At 57.8% G+C, this 17,469-nt stretch carries 17 protein-coding genes and 1 pseudogene; 13 read left to right on the forward strand and 5 right to left on the reverse strand.

The genetic code is table 11. The features are described from left to right. The first annotated feature begins 491 nt into the window (after positions 1-491). The gene (locus tag AC19YQ_RS00665) at positions 492-2,078 is read left to right on the forward strand and encodes an ABC transporter substrate-binding protein (protein ID WP_133075059.1); all 1,587 of its coding nucleotides are present in this window, start codon (positions 492-494) and stop codon (positions 2,076-2,078) included. A 3-nt stretch (positions 2,079-2,081) separates the two neighbouring features. On the opposite strand, the gene radC is transcribed toward AC19YQ_RS00665, so the two are convergent. Next, positions 2,082-2,756: a RadC family protein gene (gene radC / locus AC19YQ_RS00670; protein WP_219262017.1), complete on the reverse strand. Its 675-nt coding sequence runs from the start codon at positions 2,754-2,756 to the stop codon at positions 2,082-2,084. 122 nt (positions 2,757-2,878) lie between these two features. On the opposite strand from radC, the gene coaBC reads away from it, so the two are divergent. The 4 genes and pseudogenes from coaBC (at position 2,879) to argB (ending at position 7,027) form a co-directional block, all read left to right on the forward strand. Beyond that, positions 2,879-4,087, forward strand: a complete 1,209-nt coding sequence (gene coaBC / locus AC19YQ_RS00675; RefSeq protein ID WP_133075061.1) for a bifunctional phosphopantothenoylcysteine decarboxylase/phosphopantothenate--cysteine ligase CoaBC — start codon at positions 2,879-2,881, stop codon at positions 4,085-4,087. A gap of 5 nt (positions 4,088-4,092) precedes the next feature. Next, on the forward strand, positions 4,093-4,548 hold the full coding sequence (gene dut, locus AC19YQ_RS00680) for a dUTP diphosphatase (RefSeq protein ID WP_500594368.1): 456 nt from the start codon (positions 4,093-4,095) through the stop codon (positions 4,546-4,548). A 171-nt stretch (positions 4,549-4,719) separates the two neighbouring features. Continuing rightward, a pseudogene (locus AC19YQ_RS00685) lies at positions 4,720-6,096 on the forward strand (phosphomannomutase/phosphoglucomutase); the annotation flags it as partial. A gap of 25 nt (positions 6,097-6,121) precedes the next feature. Next, entirely contained in the window at positions 6,122-7,027 is a 906-nt protein-coding gene (gene argB, locus AC19YQ_RS00690) for an acetylglutamate kinase (protein WP_019828199.1), read from the forward strand. A gap of 60 nt (positions 7,028-7,087) precedes the next feature. Here argB and pyrE read toward each other — a convergent pair whose 3' ends face one another. Beyond that, complete coding sequence (pyrE, locus tag AC19YQ_RS00695; protein WP_500594369.1) at positions 7,088-7,729, reverse strand: orotate phosphoribosyltransferase; 642 nt, start codon at positions 7,727-7,729, stop codon at positions 7,088-7,090. A gap of 82 nt (positions 7,730-7,811) precedes the next feature. Here pyrE and crc point away from each other — a divergent pair, with 82 nt between their 5' ends. Continuing rightward, positions 7,812-8,591 (forward strand): catabolite repression control protein Crc, encoded by a 780-nt coding sequence (crc, locus tag AC19YQ_RS00700; RefSeq protein ID WP_003437806.1) that lies wholly within the window; start codon positions 7,812-7,814, stop codon positions 8,589-8,591. A gap of 79 nt (positions 8,592-8,670) precedes the next feature. Here the strand turns inward: crc and AC19YQ_RS00705 are convergent, their stop codons facing one another. Together AC19YQ_RS00705 and rph are read right to left on the reverse strand one after the other, a co-directional pair. Beyond that, on the reverse strand, positions 8,671-9,039 hold the full coding sequence (locus AC19YQ_RS00705; protein ID WP_500594370.1) for a DUF4870 domain-containing protein: 369 nt from the start codon (positions 9,037-9,039) through the stop codon (positions 8,671-8,673). 49 nt (positions 9,040-9,088) lie between these two features. Next, positions 9,089-9,811 (reverse strand): ribonuclease PH, encoded by a 723-nt coding sequence (gene rph, locus AC19YQ_RS00710; RefSeq protein ID WP_016782701.1) that lies wholly within the window; start codon positions 9,809-9,811, stop codon positions 9,089-9,091. A 195-nt stretch (positions 9,812-10,006) separates the two neighbouring features. Here rph and AC19YQ_RS00715 point away from each other — a divergent pair, with 195 nt between their 5' ends. The 6 genes from AC19YQ_RS00715 (at position 10,007) to AC19YQ_RS00740 (ending at position 15,324) form a co-directional block, all read left to right on the forward strand. After that, complete coding sequence (locus AC19YQ_RS00715) at positions 10,007-10,870, forward strand: YicC/YloC family endoribonuclease (protein WP_500594371.1); 864 nt, start codon at positions 10,007-10,009, stop codon at positions 10,868-10,870. A gap of 13 nt (positions 10,871-10,883) precedes the next feature. Then, complete coding sequence (gmk, locus tag AC19YQ_RS00720; RefSeq protein WP_019828193.1) at positions 10,884-11,504, forward strand: guanylate kinase; 621 nt, start codon at positions 10,884-10,886, stop codon at positions 11,502-11,504. Positions 11,505-11,672: 168 nt separating this feature from the next. Next, a complete protein-coding gene (gene rpoZ, locus AC19YQ_RS00725; RefSeq protein WP_016782707.1) occupies positions 11,673-11,936 on the forward strand; it encodes a DNA-directed RNA polymerase subunit omega in 264 nt (87 codons plus the stop codon). Between the two features lie 60 nt (positions 11,937-11,996). Then, entirely contained in the window at positions 11,997-14,102 is a 2,106-nt protein-coding gene (gene spoT, locus AC19YQ_RS00730; RefSeq protein WP_133075066.1) for a bifunctional GTP diphosphokinase/guanosine-3',5'-bis pyrophosphate 3'-pyrophosphohydrolase, read from the forward strand. A 24-nt stretch (positions 14,103-14,126) separates the two neighbouring features. Then, on the forward strand, positions 14,127-14,507 hold the full coding sequence (locus AC19YQ_RS00735; protein ID WP_016782709.1) for a RidA family protein: 381 nt from the start codon (positions 14,127-14,129) through the stop codon (positions 14,505-14,507). Between the two features lie 67 nt (positions 14,508-14,574). Further along, positions 14,575-15,324: a hypothetical protein gene (locus tag AC19YQ_RS00740; protein WP_339475103.1), complete on the forward strand. Its 750-nt coding sequence runs from the start codon at positions 14,575-14,577 to the stop codon at positions 15,322-15,324. A gap of 116 nt (positions 15,325-15,440) precedes the next feature. Here the strand turns inward: AC19YQ_RS00740 and AC19YQ_RS00745 are convergent, their stop codons facing one another. After that, a complete protein-coding gene (locus tag AC19YQ_RS00745) occupies positions 15,441-16,298 on the reverse strand; it encodes an SDR family oxidoreductase (protein ID WP_500594372.1) in 858 nt (285 codons plus the stop codon). A 189-nt stretch (positions 16,299-16,487) separates the two neighbouring features. Here AC19YQ_RS00745 and exbB point away from each other — a divergent pair, with 189 nt between their 5' ends. Further along, positions 16,488-17,468 (forward strand): tonB-system energizer ExbB, encoded by a 981-nt coding sequence (gene exbB, locus AC19YQ_RS00750; RefSeq protein ID WP_339475108.1) that lies wholly within the window; start codon positions 16,488-16,490, stop codon positions 17,466-17,468. Position 17,469: the final 1 nt, after the last annotated feature.

Consider the following 17,469-nt stretch of genomic DNA (forward strand, 5'->3'; position numbering starts at 1 on the left):
CTAAAACCACATGCCCAACCCGGCATGGGTTGGCCGCTTAATCTCTCAGTCATGGCGCCAGGCGCCGCGTTTCTTTAAGGGTCTTACCGGCTACACCTACAAACGCAGGAACCGGGCCCCTAGAAAAGAGCGCTGCTTTATACCAGAAAGACTAAAGAGCAACAACAGGCAGTGTGATTTGCTGTAATTAATGAAGCCGCCATTTTAACGCCAATCCACGCGGCGTCTATGCCTTAAAGCGTTTTACCGCTCGTCGCGGGGAGAAGATTTTCAGGCGAAGTGTGTACCTGTAATCGCTGCCGAAGGCTGCGCAAAGGTCCGTACAGACCCGGGAAAACGGGTTGCTTCGCAACCCTTCGCAGCCTTCGGCAGCGACTACGGGGCTTCAAACGCTATTAAAAAGTAGTCATTTGAGTAGCGGAACACTAGGGTAGGACTTTTCCAGACTGCACTTGCAGATGGGCCTCATCGACTTGTAAAGGAAACAGATCATGCGCCTCGCTGCCGTCCCCTTTTTGCTCACCTTTTGCCTGACCCCCTTGGTACAGGCGGCCACTTTGAGCGTTTGCACCGAGGCCAGCCCCGAAGGGTTCGATGTGGTGCAGTACAACTCGCTCAGTACCACCAATGCCTCGGCAGACGTGCTGATGAACCGCCTGGTGGACTTTGACGCCCAAGCCGCCAAGCTGGTGCCGGGTTTGGCGCAAAGCTGGTCAGTGTCCCCTGATGGCCTTGTGTACGACTTTAAGCTGCGTCCTGGCGTCAAGTTTCACAGCACGCCCTATTTCACCCCGAGCCGGGCGCTGAATGCCGATGACGTGCGTTTCAGCTTCGAGCGCATGCTCGACCCTGCGAATCCGTGGCACAAGGTGGCTCAAAGCGGTTTCCCCCATGCCCAGTCCTTGCAGTTGCCTGAGCTGATAAAAAAGATCGAGACGCCGGACCCGCTGACAGTTCGTTTCACTCTTAGCCGTCCTGACTCCACCTTTCTGCCAGCACTGAGCATGGGTTTTGCGTCGATCTATTCGGCCGAATACGCCGACAAACTGATGAAAGCCGGCACTCCGGAGCTGATGAACAGTCAGCCGATCGGCACCGGGCCTTTTATATTCAGCCGTTTTCAGAAAGATGCGGTAGTGCGTTACAAGGCCAATCCTGACTACTTCGCAGGCAAGCCCGCTGTGGATGGGCTGATTTTTGCCATCACGCCGGACGCCAACGTGCGGCTACAAAAATTGCGCCGCAATGAGTGCCAGATTGCGCTATCGCCCAAGCCACTGGACGTGGCGGCAGCGATCAAAGACCCCGCGTTGTCGGTCACGCAAACCCCTGCCTTCATGACCGCGTTTGTGGCCATCAACAGCCAGCATCCGCCTCTGGACAAGCCTGAGGTGCGCCAGGCCATAAACCTGGCTTTCGACAAGGACACTTATCTCAAGGCTGTGTTTGAAAACAGCGCTCAGGCGGCCAACGGTATTTACCCGGCCACAACCTGGAGCTTCGCCAAGGATTTGCCGGGGTATGCCCACGACCCTCAAAAAGCCCGCGAACTCCTGGCCAAGGCTGGCTTCAAGGACGGTTTTAAAACTACCATCTGGACGCGTCCGACGGGCAGCGTGCTCAATCCGAACCCAAGTCTGGGGGCGCAGTTGTTGCAGGCCGATCTGGCCAAGATCGGTATCCAGGCCGACATTCGAGTGATCGAGTGGGGTGAGCTGATTCGCCGCGCCAAGGCGGGAGAGCACGACCTGCTGTTTATGGGCTGGGCCGGTGATAACGGCGACCCTGACAATTTCCTGACGCCACAGTTTTCATGTGCGGCGGTGAAGTCCGGGACCAACTTTGCCCGTTATTGCGACAAGGCTCTGGACAGTTTGATCAGCGAAGGCAAAACCCTGACCGATCAGGACAAACGCAGTGCCTTGTATCAAAAGGCCCAGGCGCAGATCCAGCAGCAGGCGCTGTGGCTGCCGCTGGCGCATCCGACAGCCTACGCACTCACCCGTAAAGACGTTCAGGGCTATCAGGTGAGTCCTTTTGGGCGTCAGGACTTTTCGACGGTCAGCGTTAAGCCTTGAACGCTACATCCAGCCGTGTTCAACCATTGAAAGGGGTTGGCCGTCGCCGATAATGAAATGATCCAGCACCCGCACTTCGATCAGATCCAGCGCCTGGATCAAGCGTTTGGTCAACGTGCGGTCGGCCTGGCTGGGCTCGCTGATGCCTGAAGGGTGGTTGTGGCAAAAAATTACCGCTGCCGCGTTGTGTGTGAGGGCCCGCTTGACCACTTGGCGCGGGTAAACACTGGCGCTGTCGATTGAGCCTCTGAAGAGCACTTCGAAGGCGAGCATGCGGTGTTTGGAGTCCAGAAACAGGCAGCCAAAGACCTCATGAGGCTCATGGCGCAGCAGCGATTTCAGATAATCCCGTACCGCTTGCGGGCTCTCCAGGGCGCTGTCTCGGCGCAGGCGTTCTGCCAGGTGGCGACGGCTCATTTCGAGTACCGCCTGCAACTGGCTGAACTTGGCGGGCCCCAGTCCGAGATGGCGGCAGAATCCGCGAAGGTCGGCTTCCAGCAAGGCCCGCAAACTGCCGAATTCAGTGAGTAAATGACGGGCCAGGTCGACTGCGCTTTTGCCTGAAACCCCCGTGCGCAAGAAAATGGCCAGCAACTCGGCGTCGGAAAGACTGGATGAGCCGTGCTCCAAAAGTTTCTCTCGCGGGCGCTCCGCCGCAGGCCAATTACGAATGCTCATAACACCTCCTTGTGAGTGGGCGCCGCTGTTCCCTGGCAGGCGCTGTGTTATCTTAGCCCATCATTTTTGCGTGGCATTTGGCCATTTTCCACGCAGTCATCATCGAACTAAAAGGCAGGCCTATGCAGCGGCTGTATCGAAAACGCATTGTTTTGGGCGTCGGCGGCGGCATCGCGGCTTACAAGAGTGCAGAGCTGGTTCGTCGTCTGCTGGACCAAGGCGCAGAAGTACGGGTTGTCATGACCCGCGGCGGCAGCGAATTCATTACGCCTCTGACCATGCAGGCGTTATCCGGGCACCCCGTTCATCTGGATTTGCTCGACCCTGCGGCTGAAGCAGCCATGGGCCACATCGAGCTGGCCAAGTGGGCCGATCTGGTGCTGATTGCACCTGCGACCGCTGACCTGATCGCCCGCCTTGCCCAAGGCCTGGCGAATGACCTGTTGACCACGCTGGTGCTCGCCACTGATGCAACGGTGGCCATTGCGCCTGCGATGAACCAGGCCATGTGGCGTGATCCGGCCACCCAGGCCAATACACGGCTGCTTGAAAGCCGTGGTCTGCGTGTGTTTGGCCCGGCCTCCGGGAGCCAGGCCTGTGGCGATGTGGGCTTTGGCCGCATGCTCGAAGCCGATGATCTGGTGCACTGCGCCGCCGAGTGTTTCCAGCGTCAGCTGCTGACCGGCAGGCACGTACTGATTACCGCAGGCCCGACCCAGGAAAACATCGACCCGGTGCGTTACATCACCAACCACAGCTCCGGGAAAATGGGCTTTGCCCTGGCCGAAGCGGCGGTTGAAGCGGGTGCCCGCGTGACCCTGATTACCGGCCCGGTTCATTTGCCGACCCCTGATCGGGTCAGCCGCATCGACGTGGTCAGTGCCCGTGACATGCTCGCTGCCTGTGAGGCGGCGATTCCTTGTGACGTGTTTATCGCTTCTGCTGCTGTTGCGGACTACCGACCGGAAGTAGTCGCCCCGCAAAAACTCAAGAAAGACCCTACCAAGGGCGACGGCCTGTTGCTGCAGATGGTGCGCAATCCAGACATTCTGGCCACCATCGCTTCGCGTCCTGATCGCCCTTTTAGTGTTGGCTTCGCCGCAGAAACCGAGCATCTGCTCGATTACGCTGCCCGCAAGCTCAAAGACAAAAACCTCGACCTGATTGTTGCCAACGATGTGGCTAACCCCAGCATTGGCTTCAATAGTGAGGAGAACGCGTGCAGCGTGATTGACCGCGAACTGCACGCCACTGTGTTTGCCCAGACCAGCAAGGGCAAGATTGCCCGCCAGCTGATCACTTTTATCGCCGAACGTCTGAACCAGGTTTAACTCGTATGCACGCTTTGCAAGCCAAGATCCTCGATCCACGCATTGGTAACGAATTCCCGCTGCCGCAGTACGCCACTCCCGGCTCCGCAGGCCTGGACCTGCGCGCCATGCTTAAACAAGACACCGTTCTGGAACCAGGCCAGACCCTGCTGATCCCGACGGGCCTGTCGGTCTATATCGGCGATCCCGGCCTTGCCGCCCTGATCCTGCCGCGCTCGGGCCTGGGCCACAAGCATGGCATCGTGCTGGGCAACCTGGTCGGCCTGATCGACTCCGATTACCAGGGCGAACTGATGGTGTCGTGCTGGAACCGTGGCCAGACCGCCTTCAACATCACTATCGGCGAGCGCATTGCTCAATTGGTACTGGTGCCGGTGGTGCAGGCGCACTTTAAGCTGGTCGAAGAGTTCGACGAAAGCCAGCGCGGTGCTGGCGGCTTTGGTCACTCAGGCAAGCTCTGACCGTGCAATATCAGGTCAGGCGCTCTGCCTGGCCTGATCCGTTCGGCGTGGTAATTCAGGATGAAATTCACGCAGATGTATTTACCCTCTTTGTTGTCCACATTGATGTCGCTCCCTCCCGAATCCTCAGAACATGGAGTCCCCACTGCAATGATTAGCCAAGCTTCGGTCGCCCCCCAATTTCCTGACAGCATTTTTCGCGCGTACGACATTCGTGGCGTGGTCCCCCAAACCTTGACCGCCGAAACTGCGTATTGGATTGGCCGAGCCATTGGAGCCGAGAGTCTGGCCAAGGACGAGCCCAATGTGTCAGTGGGTCGGGACGGTCGTTTGTCCGGCCCTGAGCTGGTCGAGCGTTTGATCCAGGGTGTGGCGGACAGTGGCTGCAAGGTCAGCGATGTGGGGTTGGTACCAACGCCTGCGCTGTATTACGCGGCTAACGTGTTGGCTGGTAAGTCGGGGGTGATGCTCACGGGCAGCCACAACCCGTCGAACTACAACGGATTTAAAATCGTGATCGCGGGCGATACTCTGGCCAACGAACAAATTCAGGCACTGCACACGCGTTTGAAAACCAACGATCTGAGCTGGGGCGAGGGTAGTATAGAGCGTGTAGATATTCTTTCGCCCTACGCTGATGTAATTACACAGGACATCAAGCTGGCCAAGCGTTTGAAAGTGGTGGTGGATTGCGGCAACGGTGCTGCGGGAGTGATTGCCCCGCAACTGATCGAGGCTCTGGGCTGTGAAATGATTCCTTTGTTCTGTGAGGTGGATGGGAACTTTCCTAATCACCATCCGGACCCGGGAAAACCGGAAAATCTGGTGGACTTGATCGCCAAGGTCAAAGAAACCAACGCTGATGTAGGGCTTGCCTTTGATGGTGATGGCGACCGCGTGGGTGTGGTGACTAACACAGGCACCATGGTGTTCCCGGATCGTTTGCTGATGCTGTTTGCCCAAGATGTACTTGAACGCAATCCTGCGGCCGAGATCATTTTCGATGTGAAATGCACACGCCGCTTGGCGCCTTGGATCGAAGAAAATGGTGGCCGTCCACTGATGTGGAAAACCGGCCACTCGTTGATCAAAAAGAAGATGAAGGAAACCGGTGCCCTGCTGGCTGGCGAGATGAGCGGGCATATCTTTTTCAAGGAGCGCTGGTTCGGTTTCGACGACGGCATTTACAGCGCTGCGCGCCTGCTGGAGATCCTCAGCAAGCGCCAGGAGACGGCTGAAGAGCTGTTTGAGGCCTTCCCGAACGATATTTCTACGCCAGAGATCAATATCGATGTGACGGATGAGAGCAAATTCAGCATCATTGACGCTCTGCACGACGCCCAATGGGGTGACGCCGCCGAGCTGACATCCATTGATGGTGTGCGGGTTGATTACCCTCATGGCTGGGGCCTGGTTCGCGCATCCAACACCACTCCGGTGCTGGTGCTGCGATTCGAGGCCCAAACCGAGGCCGAACTGCAACGCATCAAGGACGTCTTTCACGCTCAACTGAAGCGTGTGGCCCCTGATCTTCCACTACCGTTTTGATCGACTTGTTCTACCGGAGCCCTGAATGACCCTCGAACGTGATGCCGCCTCCAACGTCGCCAAGGTTTTGTCCGAAGCGCTGCCCTACATTCGCCGTTACGTCGGCAAGACGCTGGTGATCAAGTACGGCGGCAACGCTATGGAAAACGACGAACTGAAAACCGGTTTTGCCCGTGACATCGTGTTGATGAAGGCCGTGGGTATCAACCCGGTCGTGGTACACGGTGGCGGCCCGCAAATCGGTGATTTGCTCAAGCGTTTGTCCATCGAAAGTCATTTCATCGACGGGATGCGCGTGACTGACTCGCAAACCATGGATGTGGTGGAGATGGTGCTTGGCGGTCATGTGAACAAGGAAATCGTTAACCTGATCAACCGTCATGGCGGCAGCGCCATCGGTCTGACCGGCAAAGACGCGACCCTGATTCGCGCCAAGAAGATGGTCGTGACCCGTCAAACGCCAGAAATGACCAAGCCTGAAATCATCGACTTCGGTCATGTGGGCGAGGTCATCGACATCAATACCGACCTGTTGCACATGCTGACCAAGGGCGATTTCATCCCGGTCATCGCGCCAATCGGCGTGGGCGCCAATGGCGAGTCCTACAACATCAACGCTGATCTGGTGGCGGGCAAGGTTGCCGAAGCCCTCAAGGCCGAGAAGCTGATGCTGCTGACCAACATTGCTGGCTTGATGGACAAGGAAGGCAAGGTGCTGACCGGTCTGACGACTGCTCAGGTGGATGACCTGATTGCCGACGGCACCATTTACGGCGGCATGCTGCCAAAAATCCGCTGCGCGCTGGAAGCCGTGCAAGGTGGCGTGACGACTGCGCATATTGTTGACGGTCGTGTACCGAATGCCGTGTTGCTGGAAATCTTCACCGACACCGGTGTGGGCACGCTGATCACCAACAGCAAACCGCTGTAGGCAGAACTGAAAAAGCCCCGTCCGGCGATTGCCGGGCGGGGCTTTTTTATGGCCGGGGGGTTAAATCCCGTACTGCGCCCGGTACGATTCAACCGCTGGCAGGTACTGCTTGAGCGTTTCGTCTTCGGCCAGGAACTGCAGAACCTGGTTCAACGAAACGATGCTGATCACCGGAATGCCGAAGTCGCGCTCGACTTCCTGGATGGCCGACAGCTCGCCATTGCCGCGCTCCTGGCGGTTCAAGGCAATCATCACGCCTGCTGCCTTGGCGCCTTGGGCCTGAATGATCTGCATGACTTCACGGATGGCGGTGCCGGCCGTGATCACGTCGTCGATGATCAGGATATCGCCTTCGAGCGGCGAGCCAACCAGGCTGCCACCTTCGCCGTGGGCCTTGGCTTCCTTGCGGTTGAAGCACCACGGCATGTCGCGGTCGTGGTGCTCGGCCAGTGCTACGGCCGTGGTCGCGGCCAAGGGAATACCCTTGTAGGCCGGGCCAAAGAGCACATCGAAGGAAATGCCGCTGTCAACGATGGCAGCCGCATAGAAGCGCCCCAGTTGAGCCAGCGCAGAACCTGTATTGAACAGGCCGGCATTGAAGAAGTAAGGACTGGTGCGCCCCGACTTCAGAGTGAACTCACCGAAGCGCAGGACGCCGCGATCGATGGCAAAACGGATGAAGTCGCGCTGATACGCTTGCATGAAAAAAGCCCCAGATACCACGGATTTAGCTAATTAGTAAGACCGCGTGTATCATACACGCACGTGATTTTTGGGGCCATTTATGCGGATCATCAGTGTGAACGTCAATGGTATTCAGACGGCAGTCGAGCGCGGTTTGCTCAGTTGGCTGCAAGCTCAGAATGCCGACGTTATCTGCCTGCAGGACACCCGCGCCTCCGCCTTTGAACTGGACGATCCAGCTTACCAGCTCGATGGCTACTTTCTTTATGCCTGCGAAGCTGAAGTCCCTGCCCAAGGCGGTGTGGCTTTGTATTCGCGGTTGCAACCGAAAGCAGTCATCACTGGGCTTGGCTTCGAGACGGCCGATCGCTACGGGCGCTACCTGCAAGCCGATTTCGATAAGGTCAGCATCGCGACCTTGTTGCTCCCTTCGGGGCAGAATGGCGATGAAGACTTGAACCAGAAGTTCAAGCTAATGGACGACTTTGCGCGCTACCTTGATAAGCAGCGTCGCAAGCGTCGTGAGTACATCTACTGCGGCTCGTTGTATGTGGCGCAGCAGAAACTCGACATTAAAAACTGGCGTGACAGCCAGCAATCGCCTGGTTTCCTGGCGCCTGAACGGGCCTGGATGGATGAGATTGTCGGCAACATGGGCTATGTCGATGCCCTGCGCGAAGTCAGTCGTGAGGGCGATCAGTACAGCTGGTGGCCGGACAACGAACAAGCCGAGATGCTTAATCTGGGCTGGCGTTTCGACTACCAGTTGCTGACACCAGGCTTGCGTCGCTTTGTACGAAGCGCTCGCTTGCCGCGTCAGCCACGGTTTTCGCAACATGCGCCATTGATCGTGGACTACGACTGGACACTGACTATCTAAGTGTTTGTCGCCGTCATAAAAAATGCCCGTATCGAAAGATACGGGCATTTTTTTGTGCGCAACCCACAAGGTCAGTGTGTTACTTCAATGGGCGCCAGGTGAAGGGGTAGCGGTACACCACCCCGTCATTGGCCTTGACGCCTGCGATCACCACCAGCACCACGGCACCGATCAGCACCAGGCCGAGCAAGGCGAAGCCGACCAGTATGAACATCAGCACGTAGCAAATGGCAGACGCAATCGCCACGGTGATCTGAAAGTTCAGTGCTTCCTTGCCCTGGTCGTCGATAAAGGGATCGCTTTCACGCTTGAGCTGCCACAGGATCAGTGGGCCGATCAGGCTGCCAAACGGAAACCACATCCCGAGAAACGCCGAAAGGTGACAAAACATGGCCCATTTACGAGCGTCGCGGCTCGGTTGGGGTTTTGAAAGGTCCAGCTCACTCATAGCGTTCTCCGGTGGGTCGTTTGAAGGCTTTGACAATCAATCCGGCTGTTTAGTCCGCCAATGCCGCTTGCTGCAGGGCGAAAATTTCATTCATGCCTTTTTGAGCCAGTGCGAGCATGGCGTTCAGCTCTTCAGGCTGGAACGGCGCGCCTTCTGCGGTGCCCTGAACTTCGATGAAACCACCGCTGCTGGTCATCACAACGTTGAGATCGGTTTCGGCTGCCGAGTCTTCAGGGTAGTCCAGGTCAAGGACCGGTACGCCCTGGTACATGCCGACCGATACCGCTGCGATCATTTGCTTGATAGGGTCGCCGCCTTTGAGGCCGCCACGCTTTTTGATGATTTTCAGTGCGTCTACCAGTGCAACCATGGCGCCGGTGATGGACGCAGTGCGGGTGCCGCCATCTGCCTGGATCACGTCGCAGTCGACGTACAGCGTGATATCGCCCAGCTTGGACATATCCAGCGCTGCGCGCAGGGAGCGGCCGATCAGGCGCTGGATTTCCAGGGTGCGCCCGCCTTGCTTGCCGCGGCTGGCTTCGCGTTGGTTACGGTCGCCGGTGGCGCGTGGCAGCATGCCGTATTCGGCAGTCAACCAGCCCTGGCCCTGGCCTTTAAGGAAGCGCGGTACGCCGTTCTCGACGCTGACGGTGCAGATGACTTTGGTGTCACCGAACTCGACCAGTACAGAACCCTCTGCGTGTTTGGTGTAGTTGCGGGTGATGCGGATCGGACGGAGCTGATCGGCAACGCGACCACTTGGACGTTTCATGTGGGATACCTGTACGGGACGGAAAACTGCCGAACATTATAAAGGAAAGGCTATGGCGGTGCAGGACGCGTCGGTTTGTCATCAGGTTGAACGTATTTACGACCGACGTCATTTGGGGCCACCCGCTGCACTGCGTTACAATCGGCGGTCTTAATTGCCGTCAGGCTTAATTCATTGAATCGCGAGGTACCGTCCATGGTGCATAGCATGACCGCCTTTGCCCGCGTCGAAAGCGCCGGCACTCAGGGCACCCTGAGTTGGGAGCTGCGCTCGGTCAACAGCCGCTACCTGGAGCCGCACCTGCGACTGCCTGAATCTTTCCGTGACCTCGAAGGTGCGGTGCGTGAAGCGCTGCGTCAGGGGATTTCCCGGGGAAAGCTGGAATGCACATTGCGTTTCACCGAAGAAACCACTGGCAAGCCGCTGCAGGTCGACCGTGAGCGTGCCGCGCAACTGGTGGCCGCAGCCGAGACCATTGCCAGCCTGATCAAGCAGCCAGCACCGCTCAATCCACTGGAAGTGCTGGCCTGGCCCGGCGTTCTGGTGGCGGATGCAAGCGACCCGCAAGCCTTGAATACCCAGGCCCTCGCATTGTTCAAGCAAGGTCTGCAAAAGCTCAAGAACGGCCGCGAGCGCGAAGGCGCGGAGCTGGCCCGCTTGATCAGCGAGCGTTTGACGGCGATTGAAGGCGACGTCGAAACCTTGCGTGAGCTGGTGCCACAGATGCTCGCCACCCAGCGCCAAAAGGTGCTCGATCGTTTTGCCGATATGAAGGCCGAGCTTGATCCGCAGCGTCTTGAGCAAGAAATGGTCATGCTGGCGCAAAAAAGCGACGTGGCCGAAGAGCTGGACCGCCTGAGCACTCACATTCTTGAAGTGCGGCGTGTGCTCAAGTCGGGTGGTGCTGCGGGTCGCCGTCTGGACTTCCTGATGCAAGAACTGAATCGTGAGGCCAATACCCTGGGCTCCAAGGCATTCGATCCACGCAGCACTCAAGCGGCGGTCAACCTCAAGGTGTTGATCGAGCAGATGCGTGAACAAGTACAGAATATTGAGTAAGGCATCCCCTGACATGAACCACAGCACTGGCACCCTTTATATCGTTTCTGCCCCTTCTGGCGCAGGCAAGACCAGCTTGGTCAAAGCGTTGATCGACGTTGAGCCGCAGATCCGGGTTTCGGTTTCGCACACGACCCGCGCCATGCGCCCAGGTGAAGTGAATGGCGTGAACTATCATTTCGTCGAGCGCGAAGAGTTCGTGAAAATGATCGAACACGGTGACTTCCTGGAGCGCGCCGAAGTTTTCGGCAACCTTTACGGCACCTCGCAAAGCCATTTGCAGCAGACGCTGGATGAAGGTCACGACCTGATTCTGGAAATCGACTGGCAGGGTGCGGAGCAGGTCCGCAAGTTGATGCCGCAGGCACGTTCGATCTTTATCCTGCCGCCAAGCCAGGAAGCCCTGCGTCAGCGTCTGGACAACCGCGGTCAGGACAGCGACGAAATCATTGATGGCCGGATGCGCGAAGCCGTAAGTGAAATGAGCCACTATGTCGACTATGACTATCTGATCATCAATGACGATTTTGCTCTGGCACTCGAGGACCTGAAGGCCATTTTCCGCGCCAATCGGCTCCAGCAAAAACGTCAACAGCAGCGTTTTGGCAAATTACTGGCCGAACTGCTCGGTTAAACAGCACTTCCCAAAACCCCTGTAAGGGCTTTACATTGGCGCTTACAGAGGTTTTTGGGACAGTGGCCGAAAAATCAGCGCTTCCCTAATGGCTGGTGATTTTTTAAACTGTTCAGTCCGCTCGCCCATCCGGGCAGCGCGCATATTGCATTTGCTACGAGGAAGACCATGGCCCGCGTAACCGTTGAAGACTGTCTAGAACACGTGGATAACCGCTTTGAGCTGGTCATGCTCTCTACCAAGCGTGCCCGTCAACTGGCCACCGGCGGTAAAGAGCCACTGGTGCAGTGGGAAAACGACAAGCCTACCGTTGTTGCCCTGCGTGAAATCGCAGAAGGCCTGATGAGCTACGAGTTTATCGCCAACGCTGAAATCGTCGAAGACGAACCGCTGTTCGCAGCGTTCGAGGACGAGTCCAACGAGGCGAACTAAGCCTATGCCCGGTCGACGTAGCACGGCGAAGGGTAAAAAGTTTTGGCAGGAGGTTTCCTCATGCCGAGCATAGACGCCCTCGCCGATCGCTTGTCGGCGTACCTCGGCCCGGACCAGGTCAATCTGGTCCGCCGGGCGTACTTCTACGCAGAACAAGCCCACGACGGCCAACGCCGACGTAGCGGCGAGCCTTATGTCACGCACCCGCTGGCAGTGGCAAACATCCTTGCCGACATGCATATGGACCATCAAAGCCTGATGGCGGCCATGCTGCATGACGTAATTGAAGACACCGGTATTGCCAAGGAAGCGCTTGTCGCGCAGTTCGGCGAAACCGTGGCCGATCTGGTCGATGGAGTCAGCAAGCTGACTCAGATGAACTTCGAAACCAAGGCCGAAGCCCAGGCTGAAAACTTCCAGAAGATGGCCATGGCCATGGCGCGCGATATCCGCGTGATCCTGGTTAAGCTGGCTGATCGTCTGCACAACATGCGTACCCTCGAAGTGCTGTCCGGCGAAAAACGCCGACGGATTGCCAAGGAAACCCTGGAAATCTACGCGCCCATTGCCAATCGGCTGGGTATGCACAGCATTCGTATCGAATTCGAAGACCTCGGTTTCAAGGCGATGTACCCGATGCGCTCCGCGCGCATTTATCAGGCGGTAAAGCGCGCCCGGGGCAATCGCAAGGAAATCGTCAACAAAATTGAAGAGTCGCTCAGCCACTGCCTGGCCATCGATGGCATTCAGGGCGAAGTCAGCGGCCGTCAAAAACACATCTACGGCATCTACAAGAAGATGCGCGGCAAGCGCCGGGCCTTCAACGAGATCATGGATGTTTACGCGTTCCGGATCATCGTAGACAAGGTCGATACCTGCTACCGCGTGCTGGGTGCTGTACATAATTTGTACAAACCCCTGCCGGGGCGTTTCAAGGACTACATCGCCATTCCCAAGGCCAACGGCTATCAGTCGTTGCATACCACGCTGTTTGGCATGCATGGCGTACCGATCGAAATTCAGATCCGTACCCGTGAAATGGAAGAAATGGCCAACAACGGTATCGCTGCCCACTGGTTGTACAAATCCAGTGGCGACGAGCAGCACACGGGCACTCACGCCCGGGCGCGGCAGTGGGTCAAGGGCGTGCTGGAAATGCAGCAGCGCGCAGGCAACTCCCTCGAATTTATCGAAAGCGTGAAGATCGACCTGTTCCCGGACGAGGTCTACGTGTTCACGCCCAAAGGCCGGATCATGGAGCTGCCCAAAGGCTCCACTGCGGTCGATTTTGCTTACGCGGTGCACACCGATGTCGGCAACAGCTGCATTGCGTGCCGGATCAACCGTCGTCTCGCGCCGCTGTCCGAGCCGCTGCAAAGTGGCTCCACGGTCGAAATCGTCAGTGCTCCCGGTGCCCGTCCAAACCCGGCCTGGCTCAATTTTGTGGTGACTGGCAAGGCGCGTACGCATATTCGTCATGCCCTCAAGCTGCAACGCCGCTCCGAGTCGGTCAATCTGGGCGAGCGCTTGCTGAACAAGGTGCTTAACGGCTTCAACAGCTCGCTGGACAAAATTGCGGCCGAGCGCGTTCAGGCGATGCTCCAGGAATACCGCCTGGAACAAATCGAAGACCTGCTCGAAGACATCGGGCTGGGCAATCGCATGGCCTACGTGGTTGCCCGGCGTCTGCTGGGCGAAGGCGAGGCGCTGCCGAGCCCTGAAGGTCCGCTTGCGATTCGCGGTACAGAAGGTTTGGTGCTCAGCTACGCCAAATGCTGTACGCCGATCCCGGGGGATCCGATTGTTGGCCATCTGTCAGCAGGCAAAGGCATGGTTGTGCACCTGGACAACTGTCGCAATATCAGTGAAATCCGCCACAACCCCGAAAAGTGCATCCAGCTGTCGTGGGCCAAGGACGTTACCGGCGAATTCAACGTCGAATTGCGCGTCGAGCTGGAACACCAGCGCGGCCTGATTGCGCTGCTGGCCAGTAGCGTCAACGCCGCCGACGGCAACATCGAAAAGATCAGCATGGACGAACGCGATGGTCGCATCAGCGTGGTCCAACTGGTGGTCAGCGTGCACGACCGTGTGCACCTGGCTCGCGTGATCAAAAAACTGCGCGCCCTTACCGGGGTTATCCGCATCACTCGTATGCGTGCGTAGCCATCTAATTACAAGGAGTCACCCATGTCCAAGACTGTTATCACCAGCGACAAGGCACCTGCTGCAATCGGTACTTACTCTCAGGCGATCAAAGCTGGCAATACTGTCTACATGTCCGGTCAAATCCCGCTGGACCCAAAAACCATGGAACTGGTTGAAGGTTTTGAAGCCCAGACCATTCAGGTATTCGAAAACCTGAAGTCGGTAGCTGAAGCCGCTGGTGGTTCGTTCAAGGACATCGTCAAGCTGAACATCTTCCTGACTGACCTGAGCCACTTCGCCAAGGTTAACGAGATCATGGGCACCTACTTCGAACAGCCTTACCCGGCCCGCGCCGCCATCGGTGTTGCCGCCCTGCCAAAGGGTTCGCAGGTAGAGATGGACGCTATTCTGGTAATCGAGTAACACCCTCGGCGCAGCGTTTTCATGCTGCGCCACCCCCCGCTCTTCCTTGTTTCAAAAGGACCCCGCCATGCGCAAAGCGCTCGTGTTGTCACTGCTCACTTTTGTTTTGGGTGGTTGTGCCAGCGTACCCGCCCACCGCGACATCAGTGGTGTCTGGATCAATCAGGCCGCGATCGACGCAGCCGCCAATGGTGGCAACTTGCGCGAGGCCCTGCTGGCCTATGGGCCGAACCTGGAATGGGACATCGACGTCAAAAACGCCACCGCTCACTACACCAACGGCTTTGAGTCAGTGGAAGGCAAACTGCTGCCTGCCGATGATGGCATGTGGCAAGTCAGCTTGTATGGCAGTGAATCCACCGGCTTGAGCCTGGAAGGTGAAACGCTGATCCAGGCCGAGACGGATGCAGAGCCGCGCCAGCCTTTTGTGCGTTCGCAGGTCAACGTTGCAAGCGACGCGCCACTGGGTACGAGTTTTGAGGCGGCGCTCAACTCCGCTTATATGGGCGGGCAGTGGCGTGTCGTCAGTGGTGCGGGCCAGGGCAACCCTGTGACGTTTTCAGCGGACGGTCAGGTCAAGGGCCTGCCCAATATCCAGCGTTACGTGTTGTGTCTGGCGGGCGATTGCGCCTCGATGAGCGGCGAGTACGACAGCCTCTGGTTGCAGCAGGGTGAGTTGGGTGCGGCGCACATTTTTGTCCGCGATGGCCGCAAACTGGAAATCTTCCAGGCGCTGGATGCTTCTGCTCCGGATGACATGCCCCAGTTTTACCCGGGCAAGCGCGAGTGGTTGTTAGAGAAACTGTTGCCCAATTAAATGCTGTGTGGGAGCGGGCTTGCTCGCGATGATATCGCCGCCATTTGTCTGGCAGACCGCGCCGACTGCATCGCGAGCAAGCCCGCTCCCACAAAGAACCCAGCCAACATCAAGACTCAGCCCTTCTCCCCCAGAATCTCGGCATACCCCTCGCGAAAGCTTGAGTAGCGCGGCTCCCAGCCCAGCGCCTTGGCGCGTGCGTTGCTGCAACGCTTGCTGCCTGCCCGGCGGGCGCTTGTCTCGGCAGCCCATTCAGTCACGCCCAGGCGCTCTCGCAGCCAGCTCACTACCTCGGCCAGTGGCACCGGCGCGTTATCGACACCGATGTAGCAGTCATCCAGGGCTTTACCCTGGCGGTCTGCCTCAAGCAAAAAGGCCAGAAGCCCGCCTGCGTCATCGGCATGGATACGGTTGCCATACATCGGCGGGTCGGTGGGCACGCGATAACCTTTGCGCACCTGCCCCAGCATCCATTCACGGCCAGGCCCGTAGATCCCGGTCAGGCGCACGACGCTGGCCGCGATACCGCTGCTGATTGCCACCTGCTCAGCCTCGAGCATGATCCGCCCCGAGTAGGCTGTCGCCTGGGCTGGGGACGTTTCGTCCACCCACTCCCCATCCTTTTGGGCAAAAACGCTGCTGCTGGACACAAACAACAGGCGCTTTGGCCGCTGGCCGTTCAGTTCAAGCCAGCCCAGGGTGTTTTTCAATCCGTCGACATAGGCCGCCTGATAACCCGCCTCGTCATGATCGGTCGCAGCCGCGCTGTACACCAGATAGTCGATCTGGCCGGTTGGCCATTGCGCCGGGCATTGCTCGCTGAACAAGTCACCCGCCACCCCGATGACACCCGCAGGCAAACGGTCGATGGAGCGTCGCAGGCCATACACCTGCCAGTCATCACCGAGCAATTGAGTGGCCAGGCGGCTGCCGATATCACCGCATCCGGCGATCAATACAGAAGCTTTTGGCATCGCAAAATTCCTAATGAAAAGTTACAAAACGACGTGATTTGACACGACCTAAGTCGTGACTTTCGAAAAAAACAGATGCTATTGCTTTTGTTAACAAGAATTACTTGCAATAATAACGCATCATTTTGCCCTTGGTCTTACACCGCGTTGTAGGGCATTACCTCATTACTTTCCTCAGGTCCGGCTAGCATGACACGCAATCATCCCACCGCTTCGCCAACCCAGCCTTTGAGCCCAACACGCGTCTGGCGTGGGGTTGCGGCGCTGATGTTCAGCTTGATGTTGGCACCTGTCGCGGCCTTTGCCGACGAGCCTGCTGCCCCTGCCGTTCAGGCTGCTACTGAAGCCGCTGCTCCTGCACCTGTTGCTACACCGGGTGCGACTGATCCTACACTGGTTGAGGGCGCTGTTGCCCCGGCCGATGACGCGCCGCAAATTGTTGCCGAAGAAGAAAACAGCCTGGGCATGGCCCATGACCTGTCGCCTTGGGGCATGTACAAGAACGCGGACATCGTCGTCAAAATCGTGATGATCGGTCTGGCCATCGCTTCGATCATCACCTGGACCATCTGGATTGCCAAAGGCTTTGAAGTGCTGGGCGCCAAGCGTCGTCTGCGCGTTGAAATCGCCAACCTGAAAAAAGCCCGCACCCTTAAAGAAGCCAGCGACACTGCTGCCAAGGAAGGCACGCTGGCCCACCTGCTGGTCCAGGACGCCCTTGAAGAAATGCGCCTGTCGGCCAATAGCCGCGAAAAAGAAGGCATCAAGGAGCGTGTGAGCTTCCGTCTTGAGCGTCTGGTAGCCGCGTGCGGTCGTAACATGAGCAGCGGCACGGGCGTACTCGCCACCATTGGTTCCACTGCACCGTTCGTAGGTCTGTTCGGTACGGTATGGGGCATCATGAACAGCTTCATCGGTATCGCCAAAACCCAGACCACCAACCTGGCCGTTGTTGCGCCGGGTATTGCCGAAGCCCTGCTGGCCACGGCACTGGGTCTGGTTGCTGCGATCCCTGCCGTAGTGATTTACAACGTTTTCGCCCGCTCCATCACCGGCTACAAAGCCCAGGTGGCTGATGCGTCTGCTGAAGTGTTGCTGTTGGTTAGCCGTGACCTCGATCACCTGCCGCCTGAGCGTAGCTCGCAACCGCACATGGTGAAAGTGGGGTAAT

It is taken from the genome of Pseudomonas sp. MF06569, from assembly GCF_059862735.1.